Source organism: Hamadaea sp. NPDC051192, from assembly GCF_040682475.1.
GTDB lineage: Bacteria > Actinomycetota > Actinomycetes > Mycobacteriales > Micromonosporaceae > Hamadaea > Hamadaea flava.
The window spans coordinates 1-13,972 of sequence record NZ_JBFBAZ010000046.1 but is presented as its reverse complement, the minus strand read 5'-3'; the positions used below and the strand labels follow the sequence as shown (position 1 = coordinate 13,972).

Annotated in this window: 14 protein-coding genes; 7 read left to right on the top strand and 7 right to left on the bottom strand. The window is 70.6% G+C overall.

Annotation, left to right across the window (positions count from 1 at the left end; translation table 11 throughout):
• Positions 1 to 45 precede the first annotated feature (45 nt).
• Both AB0M47_RS20665 and AB0M47_RS20660 read right to left on the bottom strand, forming a co-directional pair.
• Positions 46 to 837, bottom strand: coding sequence for an enoyl-CoA hydratase/isomerase family protein (locus AB0M47_RS20665; RefSeq protein WP_253762147.1), 792 nt, complete (start codon positions 835 to 837; stop codon positions 46 to 48).
• A 39-nt stretch (positions 838 to 876) separates the two neighbouring features.
• Positions 877 to 1,104, bottom strand: a complete 228-nt coding sequence (locus AB0M47_RS20660) for a helix-turn-helix domain-containing protein (protein WP_027343421.1) — start codon at positions 1,102 to 1,104, stop codon at positions 877 to 879.
• Between the two features lie 395 nt (positions 1,105 to 1,499).
• Between AB0M47_RS20660 and AB0M47_RS20655 the strand changes: the two genes are divergently transcribed.
• Positions 1,500 to 2,561 (top strand): hypothetical protein, encoded by a 1,062-nt coding sequence (locus tag AB0M47_RS20655; RefSeq protein ID WP_253762146.1) that lies wholly within the window; start codon positions 1,500 to 1,502, stop codon positions 2,559 to 2,561.
• Positions 2,562 to 2,577: 16 nt separating this feature from the next.
• Here the strand turns inward: AB0M47_RS20655 and AB0M47_RS20650 are convergent, their stop codons facing one another.
• Positions 2,578 to 4,179, bottom strand: coding sequence for an ABC-F family ATP-binding cassette domain-containing protein (locus AB0M47_RS20650; protein WP_363415926.1), 1,602 nt, complete (start codon positions 4,177 to 4,179; stop codon positions 2,578 to 2,580).
• Positions 4,180 to 4,275: 96 nt separating this feature from the next.
• Between AB0M47_RS20650 and AB0M47_RS20645 the strand changes: the two genes are divergently transcribed.
• The gene (locus AB0M47_RS20645; protein WP_363415924.1) at positions 4,276 to 5,388 is read left to right on the top strand and encodes a neutral zinc metallopeptidase; all 1,113 of its coding nucleotides are present in this window, start codon (positions 4,276 to 4,278) and stop codon (positions 5,386 to 5,388) included.
• A gap of 27 nt (positions 5,389 to 5,415) precedes the next feature.
• Here the strand turns inward: AB0M47_RS20645 and AB0M47_RS20640 are convergent, their stop codons facing one another.
• Positions 5,416 to 6,210, bottom strand: a complete 795-nt coding sequence (locus AB0M47_RS20640; protein ID WP_363415921.1) for a hypothetical protein — start codon at positions 6,208 to 6,210, stop codon at positions 5,416 to 5,418.
• 58 nt (positions 6,211 to 6,268) lie between these two features.
• Here AB0M47_RS20640 and AB0M47_RS20635 point away from each other — a divergent pair, with 58 nt between their 5' ends.
• The 4 genes from AB0M47_RS20635 to trxA all read left to right on the top strand — a co-directional run bounded on the left by AB0M47_RS20635 (position 6,269) and on the right by trxA (position 8,413).
• Entirely contained in the window at positions 6,269 to 7,414 is a 1,146-nt protein-coding gene (locus AB0M47_RS20635) for a geranylgeranyl reductase family protein (RefSeq protein WP_363415918.1), read from the top strand.
• Between the two features lie 69 nt (positions 7,415 to 7,483).
• Positions 7,484 to 7,690 carry a hypothetical protein gene (locus AB0M47_RS20630; RefSeq protein WP_363415916.1) on the top strand — a complete coding sequence of 69 codons (207 nt, stop codon included), beginning with the start codon at positions 7,484 to 7,486 and terminating at the stop codon, positions 7,688 to 7,690.
• 34 nt (positions 7,691 to 7,724) lie between these two features.
• The gene (locus tag AB0M47_RS20625) at positions 7,725 to 8,072 is read left to right on the top strand and encodes a MerR family transcriptional regulator (RefSeq protein ID WP_363415913.1); all 348 of its coding nucleotides are present in this window, start codon (positions 7,725 to 7,727) and stop codon (positions 8,070 to 8,072) included.
• Positions 8,069 to 8,413: a thioredoxin gene (gene trxA / locus AB0M47_RS20620; RefSeq protein ID WP_363415910.1), complete on the top strand. Its 345-nt coding sequence runs from the start codon at positions 8,069 to 8,071 to the stop codon at positions 8,411 to 8,413. Before AB0M47_RS20625 ends, trxA begins: the two co-directional genes overlap by 4 nt.
• Here trxA and AB0M47_RS20615 read toward each other — a convergent pair.
• Complete coding sequence (locus AB0M47_RS20615; protein ID WP_363415907.1) at positions 8,382 to 9,233, bottom strand: MHYT domain-containing protein; 852 nt, start codon at positions 9,231 to 9,233, stop codon at positions 8,382 to 8,384. The genes trxA and AB0M47_RS20615 overlap by 32 nt on opposite strands.
• 111 nt (positions 9,234 to 9,344) lie before the next feature.
• Positions 9,345 to 12,101: a DEAD/DEAH box helicase gene (locus AB0M47_RS20610; protein WP_363415904.1), complete on the bottom strand. Its 2,757-nt coding sequence runs from the start codon at positions 12,099 to 12,101 to the stop codon at positions 9,345 to 9,347.
• A 134-nt stretch (positions 12,102 to 12,235) separates the two neighbouring features.
• Between AB0M47_RS20610 and AB0M47_RS20605 the strand changes: the two genes are divergently transcribed.
• Positions 12,236 to 12,949 carry an HAD-IA family hydrolase gene (locus AB0M47_RS20605; protein ID WP_363416007.1) on the top strand — a complete coding sequence of 238 codons (714 nt, stop codon included), beginning with the start codon at positions 12,236 to 12,238 and terminating at the stop codon, positions 12,947 to 12,949.
• A gap of 45 nt (positions 12,950 to 12,994) precedes the next feature.
• Here the strand turns inward: AB0M47_RS20605 and AB0M47_RS20600 are convergent, their stop codons facing one another.
• Positions 12,995 to 13,876, bottom strand: coding sequence for a diacylglycerol kinase family protein (locus AB0M47_RS20600; RefSeq protein WP_363415901.1), 882 nt, complete (start codon positions 13,874 to 13,876; stop codon positions 12,995 to 12,997).
• Positions 13,877 to 13,972 lie beyond the last annotated feature (96 nt).

Genomic DNA, 13,972 nt, shown 5'->3' with positions numbered 1-13,972 from the left:
CCTACAAGGCGAGGCTGACATTCCCGCCCGGGCGCATGGGTGGCGCTACTCGCCCAGCCCGGCGATCTCCCGAATGCGGCGTACCTGAGCCTGCCGTTCGGCGAGCGCCTGTTCGGCGTACGACCGGTGGGAAGCGCCCGCGATCAGCGCCTTTATCTCGATGAGGGCGTTGCGATCGGCCGCGAGCAGCGCGGCCGCCAGATCCCGGGCAGCCTGGTCCAGCTCTGTTCGCGGTACGCGAACAGTGGCCAGCCCGATCCGCTCGGCCTCCTCCGCGCCGACCGTACGCCCGGTCGCGCAGAGTTCGAGGGCGCGCGAGTAGCCGACGAGGTCGACGAGGCGCTTGGTGCCCGTCAAATCGGGCACCAAGCCCAAGGTCACTTCTTTCATGGCGAACCGGGCGTCGTCGGCGACGACCCGGAAGTCGCAGGCCAGCGCGAGCTGGAAACCGGCTCCGATGGCATGGCCCTGCACCGCGGCGATGGTCACGATGTCGGTGCGGCGCAACCAGGAGAACGCCTCCTGGAAGCGCCCGATCCGGACTTCGGCCTCGTCGGGGGGCACCGCGGCGAGCTCACCCAGGTTGGCCTGGGCATGGGCAAGGTCTAATCCGGCCGAGAAGGCCCGCCCCTCGCCGCGGAGCACCACCACTCTGACGTCGGCGCGCAGCGCCGAACCGATGTCGCGCAGGCTTTCCCACGTCGCCGTGGTCTGCGCATTCAGAACTTCGGGACGATCAAGCGTGATCGTCGCGATCGGACCGTCAGCCTCCATCCGTACACCGGCCGGCGGGGTGTCGCCGGCCGGGTGCACGTCCTGTGGCGATCGCGAGGTCATGCCTGCAGATCGTATCCGCTTGTCCGGGGGAAAAGGCGGTCAGGCCTTCTTGCGGCGACGGGCGCCGCCCCGCTGACGCAGCTGGACGCCCGCCTCGGTGAGCACCCGGTGAATGAACCCGTAGGAACGGCCCGTCGACGAGGCCAGAGCGCGGATGCTCTCCCCGGAGGTGTACCGCTTGACGAGGTCCTTCGCCAGGGTCTGCCGCTCGGTCCCGACGATCCGGCGACCCTTCTCTGTGGTGGTAGCTGTGCCGGTGGCTGCCATCGTGAATCCCTCACGTCCGAAAGATGGTGCGGTTACGCGGTCTCATCTATTAGACCGCCTGGAACGATCATGCGCTAGATATCAACTACACGCCAACCGACACGCACGCCACTGTCGGCTACCCGATAGCCTGATCCGCCGTGGTGACCGATGACCTCGCAGGCGCGCGCAGACGTGAACGTGACGACCTTTTCACCTGGTTGGCGCTGGTCACGGTGGGTACCGCCGCGACCTGGCTAGCTGTTCGCGCCGGAGTCGCACTCGGTACCGCGAGCGCGCCATTTCTCGGCCGTTATCGAGTTGAGATCGGCCCGGCGACGGTGCTGGCACCACTGATTGCGCTTTCGGTCCTTACTTTTGCGCATCGCGGCTGGTTCCATTCCGCACGGTGGGGAATGCTCGTAATCGTTTCCTATTGCGGATTGCTCCTCTGGTCGGTCGGTCTGGCCTACGTGGACGGTGCCGACGGATTCACCCGCGCACTGCTGAGTCCGGACAGTTACCTGACCGATGTCACCGCGATGGGTGATCACCCTTGGGAGTACTTGCGCGCTTACACCGCCACCGCCGCGGAGAAGTCGATCGCCAGCCGCGGGCACCCGCCGGGCCCGGTGATGCTGCTCTGGGCGTTGCAGCGGGCCGGGTTGACCGACCATCTGCTGCTCGGCCTGGCCGTCACGGCGTTGGGCGCGCTGGTGGCCCCGCTCGTGCTGTCCGCGGTCCGCGAGGTCTGCGGTGAGGCGGCGGCCCGCAGTTACGCCCCGCTGCTCCTGCTGGCCACCTGGGCGGTCTGGCTGGCGGTCTCGATCGACGCCCTGGTGGGCACGCTGGGCGCGGCGACGATCGCCGCCGGGGTTCGCGCCACGATCAGACACGGCACCCGCGCCCTGGCCTGGTCGCTCGTCTCCGGCATCGCGCTCGGCACGGCCGCGCTCTTCTCGTACGCCGCGGCGTGGCTGGGCCTGACGGTGGTATGCCTGAACTTCGCCCGTCGCCGGGCCGCCCTGAACTGGGCCGGCGGCCTGGGCGTGCTGCTGCCCGTGCTGGCTGCCTGGGCCGCCGGGTTCAACTGGCTGGACGGACTGCTCAGCGCCCACAACGACTTCGCCGTCCGCGTCGAACCGGCCCGGCCCGCCCTGCCCTGGGCGGCGATCAGCCTCGTTGCCCTTCTGCTGGCCGCAGGACCCGCTTTGGTGCCCGGCATACGCAAACTGCGGAACACGCCCGGATGGCCGTTCCTGGCGGGCGCAGGGGCCGCCGTGGTCTTCTCGGTGGCCGCCGGATTGGCCCGGGGCGGCATCGAGCACGCGTGGCTGGCGTACTTCCCCTGGCTGACGGTCGCCGCGGTGGCGCCGGAGCAGCGCGGCGGGCCGATCCCACCCCCGCCGCTGGTGCTGGCCGGGGTGGGGGCGCTCACCGCCGTCGTCGTGGAGGCGGTGCTGGCGACGCCGTGGTGATTCCGGCAATGACCTGTCAGGCGAGCTCGACGAGCTCCAGCAGGTCGTCGCTCCAGGCGTCCTCGACGCCGTCGGGCAGCAGGATCGCCCGGTCCGGCTTGAGCGCCGTCACCGCGCCGGGGTCGTGCGTCACCAGCACGATCGCGCCCGGGTAGCGGGCGATCGCGTCGAGCACCTGCTCCCGGCTGACCGGGTCGAGGTTGTTCGTCGGCTCGTCGAGCAGCAGCACGTTCGCCCCGGAGCAGACCAGGGTGGCCAGCGCCAGCCGGGTCTTCTCGCCGCCGGACAGCACGCCCGCGGGCTTGTCGACGTCGTCCCCGCTGAACAGAAACGCGCCGAGGATCCGCCGCAGGTCCGTGTCCGTCTGGTCGGGCGCGGCCGACCGCATGTGGTCCAGGATCGTGCGCTGGACGTCGAGCTGCTCGTGCTCCTGGGCGTAGTAACCGATGCGCAGCCCGTGCCCGGCCAGCACCTCGCCGGTATCGGGCGACAGTACGCCGGCCAGCATGCGCAGCAGCGTGGTCTTCCCCGCGCCGTTGAGCCCGAGGATGGCGACCCGGGAGCCCTTGTCGACGGCGACGTCCACGCCGGTGAAGATCTCCAGCGACCCGTACGCCTTCGACAGCCCGGACGCCGTCAGCGGCGTCTTCCCGCACGGCTCCGGAGTCGGGAACCGCACCTTGGCGACCTTGTCGGCGGATCGCACCTCTTCGAGCCCGCCGATCAGCTTCTCGGCGCGCTTGGCCATGTTCTGCGCGGCGACCGTCTTGGTGGCCTTGGCCCGCAGCTTGTCGGCCTGTGCCATGAGGGCGCCGGCCTTCTTCTCGGCGTTGGCGCGCTCCCGCTGCCGCCGCCGCTCGTCGGTCTGCCGCTGCTCCAGGTACTTCTTCCAGCCGACGTTGTAGACGTCGACGGTCGCCCGGTTGGCGTCGAGGAACCAGACCTTGTTCACGACCGCCTCCAGCATCGAGGCGTCGTGCGAGATGACCACGAGACCGCCCTTGTGCCCGGCGAGGAAGCCGCGCAGCCAGGTGATCGAGTCGGCGTCGAGGTGGTTGGTCGGCTCGTCGAGGAGCAGGATGCCGCCGCCGGGCTGACCCAGGTCGCGGAACAGGATGCGGGCCAGCTCGATCCGGCGCCGCTGACCGCCGGAGAGCGTACCGATGGTCTGGGCCAGCACTCGGTCGGGCAGACCCAGGTTGGCGCAGATCCGGGCGGCCTCGGCCTCGGCCGCGTACCCGCCGAGCGCGGCGAACTGGTCCTCCAGCGCTCCGTAACGGCGGACGGCGCGGTCGTCGCCGTCGGCCATCAGCAGCTCGAGTTCCTTCATCTCCCGCAGCAGCGCGTCGAGCCCACGGGCCGACAGCACCCGGTCGCGCGCGGTGACTTCAAGATCCCCCGTACGCGGATCCTGCGGGAGGTAGCCGACGGGTCCCCGGCTCTCCAGCTTCCCGGCGTAAGGCTGGCCCTCGCCGGCGAGCACTTTCAGCGAGGTCGTCTTGCCCGCGCCGTTACGGCCGACCAGACCGATCCGGTCGCCGGGCTGAACTCGGAGGATCGCGTCGGAGAGCAGGATGCGGCTGCCGGCGCGCAGCTCGAGCCCGGTTGCGGTAATCATGGTGGCCCCGAGTCTACCGGGGGGCCCGAAGCGGTTTTCCAGCGCAGAGGCTGTGAAACCGCCCGCACATCGCTCGCAAACCGCGACAATAGGCGCATGTCGCTCAACGAGAACGCCGACCTCGACCCGAGTCAAGTCGAGGACATTCGCGGCTCCGGCGGTGGCGGCAGCGGGAGCGAGCCCCCCAGCGGCGGCTTCCCGGGCATGAACTTCCCCGGCTCATCGGGCGGCGGGGGCGGGGGCGGCGGTGGTCTCGGCGGCGGGGGCGCGGGCATGGCCGGCTGCCTGAGCGGCCTACTGCCGATGATCTTCCGCGGCGGCGGCCAGAACCAGGCGGGCCAGAGCGGGCAGGCCGGCCAGGGCGGCCGCAAGATGGGCAGGGGCGGGCTGCTGATCATCGTGCTCGTGGCGGTCGTCTGCATCGGCCTGTTCTGCTGCCTCGGCCGGGGCAACCTGTCCGGCCTCGGCGACCTCGGCGGACTCGGCGGTACCAATCCGAGCGCGAACAGCTCTTCGCTCGCCTCGACGTGCGCCAAGAGCAACCCGAACCGGTTCGACGACCCGGCCTGCCGAAACCTGGCGTACATCAACTCGATCCAGGCGTACTGGCAGAAGTCGTTGCCGCAGACCATGGGCAAGAACTACGAGATCGTGCCGACCCGGTTCTTCTCCGGCCAGGTCTCCACCGCCTGCGGAGCGGCCACGTCCGGCGTCGGCCCGTTCTACTGCCCCGGCGACAAACGCGTCTACATCGACCTCAGCTTCTACGACGAACTGGCCAACCGGTTCGGCGCGCCCGGCAACTTCGCGCAGGCCTACGTCCTCGCCCACGAATACGGCCACCACGTCCAGAACCTGCTCGGCACCGAAGCCCAGGTACGCCGCGCGCAGCAACGCGACCCGGCCAACGCCAACAAGTACTCCGTCGCCATGGAACTCCAGGCCGACTGCTACGCCGGGGTGTGGGCGAAGGCCGCGTCCGGGACGACCGACGCCAGCGGCGTACCGATCTTCAAGAGCCTCACCACGGCCGACCTCCAGGAGGCGCTGAACGCGGCCGCCGCGGTGGGCGACGACCGCATCCAGCAGCAGTCCGGCGGACAGATCAACGAGGCGGGCTTCACCCACGGCAGCTCAGCGCAGCGTCAGCAGTGGTTCACGCAGGGGTATCAGACCGGCGATCCCCAGCAGTGCAACACCTTCGGCTGAGCCGGCGGCCAGCCCCGGGCTGTCCCGCTACTCGCGGTCTGAGCGGCCGACTCCGGCCGTCGCCAGCTGCGCCTGCACGCCGGTCAGGATCCGCCCGGCGAACTCTTCGAACTGCGCGGTCATCCGGTCGCCCATGGCGGCCATCTGCTTCTCGAACTTGTCGTCCATGGCGGCGAACTTGTCGTCCATAGCGGCGAACTTGTCGTCCATCGCCGCGAACCGCTTGTCGAACTTGTCGTCCATCGCCGCGAACCGCTTGTCGACGGCCTCGAACCGCTTGTCGACCTTCTCGTTCAGGGCGTCGAGCCGTTCCTCGACCAGCTCGAGCCGACGCTCCGTCGCGGAGTTGACGATCTCCAGGCTCCGGAACCGGTGGTCGATCGCCGCGAAGCCGTGGTTCATCTCGGTCCGCAGCGCCTCCTGACCGGTCTCAAGCCGATCGATGCGCTTATCGACCACCGAGAGCTGCTCGCCCACGCCCTTCAGGCTCTTGTCGACCCGATCGAAGCGCTCGTTCACCTTGTCGAAGCTTGCATCGATGAGCTGGAGCACGCGCTCACCCTGCAGATGCCTGCTCAACACGAACTCCGCCACCGGCTTAAGGTACTCCACCCTCGGTGCGTCGAGTCCCGCTCGCCAGCCGTCCACGAGACCCCGCAGGTTCTCCTCGGCTTGCCTGTCCACATCGACCGACATTGGACTCCTCCCCCCAGCGAAGAACCCGCCCGTGCGGCGGGTTCTGACGGGCGTTGACGCTACGCCGATCGGACACGAGCGGACAATAGTTCTAGATAGGACATTTGAAATGCGGTAATCCAGCATCTGGTTGAAGATTCACCCCGGCACTCCGGGAATCACTCCCACGCATATGCTGGCGAGCGTGACACGAGCGGCAGACTGGGACGTGGCGGTCATCGGATCCGGGCCGGCGGGCCTCGCTGCGGCGATCACCGCCGCCCGTGGCGGCGCTCGCACCGTGGTCCTGGAACGCGCCACCCACCCGCGCTACAAGACGTGCGGCGGCGGGCTCGTCTCCACCTCACTCGGCGTCGCGTCCAGCTGGATCTCGGTCCCGGCTCGCGCACAGGTGCGCGCGTCGACCTTCACGCTGCGCGGGGGCCGCGAGTTCACCCGCGAAATGGACCAGCCATTGATCTCCATGGTGGTACGCGACGAGTTCGACCACGCGCTGCGGAAGGCGGCGCAGGAGTCGGGCGCGGTCATCCGGGAGCAGGCGTTGGTCCGATCGATCGGGCAGGACCCGGAACGGGCGGTCGCCCGGCTCGTCAGCGGCGAGACGGTGACCTCCCGGGTCATCATCGGCGCCGACGGCTCCGGCGGAGTCTCCGCGCGCCACGTCGGAGCGACGTTCTCCCAGGTCGACGTGGGGTTGGAGGTCGAACTTCCCGTCACCCGGGCCCGCGCCCGCGACTGGGAGGGCCGGATGCTGATCGACTGGGGCAAGCTGCCCGGGTCGTACGGCTGGGTCTTCCCGAAGGGGGATCGGCTCACGGTCGGAGTCATCGGGGACCGCAGCGACGGGTCCGGGCTCAAGGCGTACCTGTCGGATTTCGTGACGAGACTCGGGCTCGACGGGCTGGAGCCGATGCACGATTCGGGCCACCTGACCCGGTGCCGCGCCGACGACTCGCCGCTGGGGCTGGACCGGGTGCTGCTGACCGGCGACGCGGCCGGGCTGCTGGAGCCGTGGACACGCGAGGGCATCAGCTTCGCGCTGCGCTCGGGACGGCTGGCCGGGCAGGCCGCCGCCACCCACCGCAACCGGCCCGCGGAGCTGGTCGGGGCGTACGCGCGGATGGTGAGCGAGGACCTGCTGCCGGAGATGGCGGCCGGACGGCGGCTGCTGGCGGCGTTCCGCAAGCACCCGGCGCCCTTCCACACCGTGATGGCGACCAAGGCGGGCTGGCGCGCGTTCGCGGGGATGTGCCGGGGCGAGCTGACGTTCGCGGACGCGATGGAGCGCCGCTCGCTGCGCGCCGGGATGGCTCTGCTGAGCGCCATCTGACGGCGTCGGCACACGCGTCGGGCGCGTCGAGCTTGACCGTCCTGAAGGCCCGTTTTCTACCCTCTTCTGATGACCGTTGCGGGGCGTTGGATCGGTGACGTCGAGGGGACGCCGCTGGAGCTGCTCGTCCGGAGCAGCCTTCTCGGGGCGTGGGAGGTCCGGCTGACCGAGCCGGGTGGACGCCGGGCGATCCGGTGGTTCGACGACTCCGGGCAGGCGAGCGACTACGCCACCGGCGTGCTCTCGACGGGCGAATGGCGACCGGCGTCACAGTAGCGTTGACGCGGGCGTCAAGGTTTACCGTTGCCCCATGCGCATTGGTGAGCTGGCCGACCAGGCCGGGACGAGCGCCCGCACGCTGCGGTACTACGAGGAGCACGGGCTGCTCAGCGCCCGCCGGACCGCCAACGGCTATCGGGAGTACGGCGAGGACGATCTGCGCCTCGTCCAGGAGATCCGGTCGCTGCTGGAGATCGGGTTCTCGCTGGAGGAGACCCGGCCGTTCGTGGAGTGCCTCCGATCAGGACACGCGTCGGGCGGGCAGTGCCCGGGCTCGGTCGCGGTGCTCGGCCGCAAGCTCGCCGATCTGGATGCGAGCATCGGGCGGCTGGTCGAGATCCGCCGCCGGGTGAGCCTGGAACTGGAGGAGAACTCATGACCCTGTCTGTCACCGACGCCACTTTCGCCGACGAGGTGCTGGGGGCGTACGCACCCGTGCTGGTGGAGTTCTGGGCCGAGTGGTGCCCGCCGTGTCACAAGATGGCGCCGGTGCTCGACCAGCTCAGCGGCGAGTACGCCGACCGCGCCCAGGTGGCGAAGCTCAACGCGGACGAGAACCCGGCCACCGCTCGGGCGTACGGGATCATGGCGATGCCGACGTTCGCGCTGTTCTCCGGCGGCGAGGTCGTCTGGCAGGTGGTCGGCGCTCAGCCGGCGGGCCGGCTGCGGGCCAAGCTCGACGAGGCGATCAGCGCAGCCGCGTCCGGCGTACGCCGATAGGCTGCGCCGCCGGGGCCGACTGCTGCGCCGCGAGGCGCTCGGCGGCCTGCCGATCGAGGAAGGCGCGGGCCGCCGCGTCCTCCTCCTTCGGCTCGGAGAGCAGTGCGTAGAAGAGCAGCACGACGACCAGCACGACGAGGACGATGATCGGCAGCAGCATGGTGCCGGCGGTCGCCCCGTGCAGGTGCAGCGTCGGCTGGCTGGCGTTGACGCGTACGCCGGCCATGGCGGTGTAGTGCATGCCGCACACGGCGATGCCCATGACCAGGGCCGACGCGAAGGTGGTGCCGGGCTTGGAGACGACCAGGGTGAACCAGAGGGCCACGGTGGCGGCGACGACCGCGATGACCACGGAGGCGATGACGAGGTTGCGGCTGTGCGTGATCGAGCCGTCGACGCGCAGCGCCGCCATGCCGGTGTAGTGCATCGAGGCGACGCCGAGCCCGGTGAACAGCCCGCCGAACAGCACCCGGAGCACGTTGGGCTTGCCGAGGCCGACGATGAACAGTCCGATGCCGACGACCGCGACGGCGAGCACGGCGGACGCGACGGTGATCGGGATGTCGAAGCGCAGGGCGACGCCGTTCACGCCGAAGCCGAGCATCGCCATGAAGTGCATGGTCCAGATGCCGGTGCCGCCGATCGCCCAGGCCGCCAGCATCAGCCACCCGCCGCGACGCGCACCCGGATCGAGCCGGCGGGCGCGGGCGGTGCAGGTCAACCCGAGCAGCGAGCCGAGCACCGACACCGCGTACGCGAGGATCGGTGTGATCGGACCGTATGTGAAATGGTGAATCTCAGCCGACAAGACTCCGGCCATGCCTCCCCCTCGAACCGTGCCCCCCGGGCCCCGCATTGGCGGCTGTTTCACGCCGATGACAGGGGCCCGGGTCAAGGTAACAGAGCCGGAAGGGGTCTCCGCCTCAGCCGATCACCCGACTGAGGTATAGGCCAGTACGCCACGGTTGATGAGATCCATGGCCTGGCGGGCGGTCGTGCGTACGCCGTCGGGCGTGCCCTTGGCCTCACCGATCTGGCCGAGCAGATCGACCACCTGGCGGGCCCAGCGGACGAAGTCGCCGGCCGGCAGTTCACCCTCGAGGGCGTTCGCGCTGGCCAGCACCTTGGCGAGCGGTTCGCCCCGGGCCCACCGGTAGATCGGCCAGACGAAGCCGAGGTCGGGTTCCCTGGTCAGCGGCAGGCCGCGGTCGCGTTCCTCGCCGATGAGCCCGCCGTAGACGCGCAGGACGCCTTCGACCGCGTCGGTGACCGGGCCGCGTGGCAGCGAAGCCCGGTCCTCGGACTCGCGGCGGGCCTCGTAGACCACGACGGACACGGCGGCGGCGAGCTCGGCCGGGCCGAGCCCGTCGAAGACGCCGTCCCGCAGGGCCTCGGCGATGAGCAGGTCGGACTCCGTCCAGATGCGGGCCAGCATCCGCCCGGCGTCGGTGACTCCGCCACCGTCCAGCGCCGACACCCCGGGCACGAGGTAGCCACGGGCGGTGAGCAGGTCGCAGACCCGGTCGAAGGTACGCGCCAGCGATCCGGTCCGGCTGGCGACCTTGGCGCGCATCTGGTCGGTGTCGCGTTCGAGCCGATGCCGCCGCTCGGCCCAGCGGGCGTGGTCCTCCCGTTCGGGGCAGGCGTGGCAGGGGTGCTTGCGCATGAGGTGGCGCAGGCGCAGCAGCTCGTCGTCGTCGCCGGTGGGCGCCTTGGCCCGGCCGCCTCGCCGACCGGAGCCCCGCCCGCGTTCGAGCCCGAGGGCGGCCAGGCTCGCCGCGATGTCCCGGCGTTCCCCGGGATTGCGGTGGTTGACGTGCTTGGGCAGGCGTACGCGGCCGAGCACCTCGACGGCGACGCTGAACTCCCCGGCGGCCAGCCGGCCGGCCCAGCGGTCCTCGGTCACCACCAGCGGCCGGGGTTCGCCGAATCCGCCGACGCCGGCGTCGAGGATGACGGCCAGCCCGGCGCGACGGCCGGACGGCACCCGGATCACGTCGCCGGGCTTGAGCTGTTCCAGCGATCGCGCCACCTCGGACCGGCGGTGCTGCTGGGTCTGCTTGGCCAGGTGCCGTTCCCGGTCGGCGATCGCCACCCGTAGCGCGAAGTACTCCGCGAAGTCGCCCTTGTCGCAGCCGGCCTCGTGGGCGTACTGGTCCATCGTCTCGATGTTGCGCTGGACCTGCTTGGCGACGCCGACGACCGACCGGTCCGCCTGGAACTGGGCGAACGAGGCCTCCAGGAGGTCCCGCGCTCGGTCGGCGCCGACCGAGCCGACGAGGTTGACGGCCATGTTGTACGACGGCCGGAAGCTGGACCGCAGCGGATAGGTGCGGGTCGAGGCCAGCCCGGCGACGTGCCGGGGGTCGACGTCCGGTCCCCAGACGACGACGGCGTGGCCCTCGACGTCGATGCCGCGCCGCCCGGCCCGGCCGGTGAGCTGGGTGTACTCCCCCGGGGTCAGGTCGACGTGGGCTTCGCCGTTGTACTTGACCAGCCGTTCGAGGACGACGCAGCGGGCCGGCATGTTGATGCCGAGGGCCAGCGTCTCGGTCGCGAAGACCGCCTTGACCAGACCTCGGACGAACAGCTCTTCGACGATCTCCTTGAACAGCGGCAGCAGCCCGGCATGGTGGGCGGCGAGGCCGCGTTCGAGGCCGTCGAGCCATTCCCAGTAGCCGAGGGCGTTCAGGTCCTCGTTGGGCACGCTGCTCATCCGGCGTTCGACGATCGCGCGGATCTCGGCGCGCTCGTCCGGGCTGGTGAGCCGCAGCCCGGCCTGGAGGCACTGCTGGACGGCGGCGTCACAGCCGGCGCGGCTGAAGATGAACACGATCGCGGGGAGCAGGCCCTCGCGGTCGAGGCGTTCGATGATCTCCGGGCGGTAGATCATCGCCTTGCGGCCCCGGCCGCCGCGCCCCCGGCCGCGGATGTCGCCCATCTCCAGGCGGCGGCTGACCTCGCGGGTGTAGCGCAGCAGTTCCGGGTGCACCTCGTGGGACCGGGCCGCCTCGGCGTCGTGGAACAGGTCGAACATCCGCTTGCCGACCAGCATGTGCTGCCACAGCGGGACCGGGCGGTGTTCGCTGACGACGACTTCGGTCTGGCCGCGTACGGTGACGAGCCAGTCCGCGAACTCCTCGGCGTTGGACACCGTCGCCGACAGCGACACCAGGTTCACCGAGTCGGGCAGGTGGATGATGACCTCTTCCCAGACCGCGCCGCGGAACCGGTCGGCCAGGTAGTGCACCTCATCCATGACCACATAGGACAAACCGTGGAGGGACTGCGAACCGGCGTACAGCATGTTGCGCAGCACCTCGGTGGTCATCACGACCACCGGAGCGTCGCCGTTGATCGCGTTGTCCCCGGTGAGCAGGCCGACCTTGGCCGCGCCGTGCACCTGCACCAGATCGTGGTACTTCTGGTTGGACAGCGCCTTGATCGGCGTGGTGTAGAAGCACTTGCGGCCCTCGCGGAGGGCCAGGTGCACGGCGAACTCGCCGACGACCGTCTTCCCCGCGCCGGTGGGCGCGCAGACGAGCACGCCCGAGCCAGCTTCCAGGGCCGCGCAGGCGCGCTGCTGGAAGTCGTCGAGCTGGAATTCCAGACCGGCGATGAACTCGGTCAGCCGGGGCGTCTCGGCCCGGCGCTTGGCGGCCGCGTACTGCTCCGCGGGGCTGGTCATCTCGGACTCCTCACCCAGGCGGGCCTATGGGAACTCCGGGGCCTCCGCGAGGAGGGGCGGCGCAACATACCGCCGAGCCTAGTTGCTGGGGTCCTCAACCTGCATGTAGGTATGGTGCTGGCGTGCCCAACCGAATGCTCCCGGGAGTGCCCGATCGCCTGCTCGACGCCGTGATCTTCGACTTCCACGGGACGCTCGCCACGACACAGCCTCCGGTGACCTGGGTGGGAGCGGCCCTGGTCCAGCTCGGGGTGGCGCTGGACCCCGGCCGGCTGACCGTCCTCGCCGACCGGTACGCCACCGCCGGCGGCCTGCCCGGCGTGGCGCAGCGGACCGCCCGGATTCCCATCCACCTCGCCGAGGTCTGGTCGGATCGCGATTTCTCCGCGTACGCCCACCGCGCGGCGTACATCGGGCTGTGCGAGACGGTCGACGCCGGGGTGGACGGACTCGCCGAGGCGATCTACGAACGGGTGCTGACCCCGGAAGGCTGGGTCGTGTACCCCGACGCCGTCCCGACGATCAAGGCGCTGCGCGAGGCCGGGGTGTCGGTCGGGGTGCTGTCCAACATCGGCTTCGACATCCGGCCGCATCTGACCGCCTGGGGCCTGGGCGACCTGCCGGTGACGCTGTCCTACGAGGTCGGCCTGATCAAACCCGATCCGAAGATCTTCCTGCGGGCGTGCGCCGCGCTCGGGGCCGAGCCGGAACGGGCGCTGATGGTCGGCGACACCCCGGCCGACGCCGGAGCCGTGCACGCCGGCCTGCGCGCACTCGTCCTGCCGCCGGCCGAACCGGGTCAGGCCAACGGCCTGAGCGCGGCCCTGAACCTGGCAGTCCCGTGCTGAATCCCACCAAAACGGGCAGGCCATAAATCGCTCATACCCATACCGTCAGCCGAGCACGCGGAGCGCTCCGGGCACGGCGGTGAAGGTGATCGGCAGGGGCAGCGACTGCTCCCCGTCGGCGTAGCTGGTGATCCCGTCGCACTCGACCGTCATGACGCGGCCGCGCAGCTGGCGAACCGCCGGATGGGTGACGTGCGTTCCCGCGTACACCTGGGGTTTGATCCGCATGAGCGTGAACCGCGAGACCGGACCGGCCAGGACCAGATCAAGCAGCCCGTCGGTCGGGTCCGCGGCCGGGCAGATCCGCATGCCGCCGCCGTACCGCGCGGTATTGCCGACCGCGACCAGCACGGCGTCCAGTTCCTCGGAGACGCCGTCGACGGTGATCCGGTAGCGGCGCGGCCGCATGCGAGCCAGCTCCAGCACGATCGCCACGTCGTAGCGGCGCGGACCGCGCGGGAACCGCATCCGGTTGGCCAGCTCGTTGACCAGCGTGTCGAAGCCCAGCCCGGTGACCCCCGCGGACCAGCGCACGACACCGTCGCGCTCCAGCCGGGCAAGATCGAAGTCACGGGTCTGCCCGCTTCGCAGCGCGGCGGCGGCGCTTTCCAGAGCTGCCCGCGGGTCCGCCGGCACCCCCAGACACGCGGCGACATCGTTCCCGGTCCCAGCCGGCACGATGCCCAGCGGCACGCCCGTCCCGGCCACCGCCTGCACCGCGCGATGCAGCGTCCCGTCCCCGCCCACGCTGATCACAGCTCGTGCGCCGCCGGCGACCGCCGCCTGGCACGCGGCTTCCGCCTCCTCAGTGGTACGCACAGCGAGCACCTCGGCGTCGGCGCCCAGCACCCGCGCGACCTGATCACGCAGATGCGCATGGCGACCCCGACCCGCCGTCGGGTTCATCAGCACCGCCACCGACCCCATCACTCCGCCCTCTCCCACTACTCCCGCCCTCACCCCACCGCCACCCCGCCGCTTTCCGCCGCGGTCCCGCCCCCCACCCCCTCCACGGTGATCAAT

Excerpts from the sequence above, each read along its gene's own strand:
- AB0M47_RS20665 (WP_253762147.1), bottom strand. The coding sequence starts at position 837 with ATGACCTCGCGATCGCCACAGGACGTGCACCCGGCCGGCGACACCCCG.
- AB0M47_RS20660 (WP_027343421.1), bottom strand. The coding sequence starts at position 1,104 with ATGGCAGCCACCGGCACAGCTACCACCACAGAGAAGGGTCGCCGGATC.
- AB0M47_RS20655 (WP_253762146.1), top strand. The coding sequence starts at position 1,500 with ATGCTCGTAATCGTTTCCTATTGCGGATTGCTCCTCTGGTCGGTCGGT.
- AB0M47_RS20650 (WP_363415926.1), bottom strand. The coding sequence starts at position 4,179 with ATGATTACCGCAACCGGGCTCGAGCTGCGCGCCGGCAGCCGCATCCTG.
- AB0M47_RS20645 (WP_363415924.1), top strand. The coding sequence starts at position 4,276 with ATGTCGCTCAACGAGAACGCCGACCTCGACCCGAGTCAAGTCGAGGAC.
- AB0M47_RS20640 (WP_363415921.1), bottom strand. The coding sequence starts at position 6,210 with ATGCTGGATTACCGCATTTCAAATGTCCTATCTAGAACTATTGTCCGC.
- AB0M47_RS20630 (WP_363415916.1), top strand. The coding sequence starts at position 7,484 with ATGACCGTTGCGGGGCGTTGGATCGGTGACGTCGAGGGGACGCCGCTG.
- AB0M47_RS20625 (WP_363415913.1), top strand. The coding sequence starts at position 7,725 with ATGCGCATTGGTGAGCTGGCCGACCAGGCCGGGACGAGCGCCCGCACG.
- trxA (WP_363415910.1), top strand. The coding sequence starts at position 8,069 with ATGACCCTGTCTGTCACCGACGCCACTTTCGCCGACGAGGTGCTGGGG.
- AB0M47_RS20615 (WP_363415907.1), bottom strand. The coding sequence starts at position 9,233 with ATGGCCGGAGTCTTGTCGGCTGAGATTCACCATTTCACATACGGTCCG.
- AB0M47_RS20610 (WP_363415904.1), bottom strand. The coding sequence starts at position 12,101 with ATGACCAGCCCCGCGGAGCAGTACGCGGCCGCCAAGCGCCGGGCCGAG.
- AB0M47_RS20605 (WP_363416007.1), top strand. The coding sequence starts at position 12,236 with ATGCTCCCGGGAGTGCCCGATCGCCTGCTCGACGCCGTGATCTTCGAC.
- AB0M47_RS20600 (WP_363415901.1), bottom strand. The coding sequence starts at position 13,876 with ATGGGGTCGGTGGCGGTGCTGATGAACCCGACGGCGGGTCGGGGTCGC.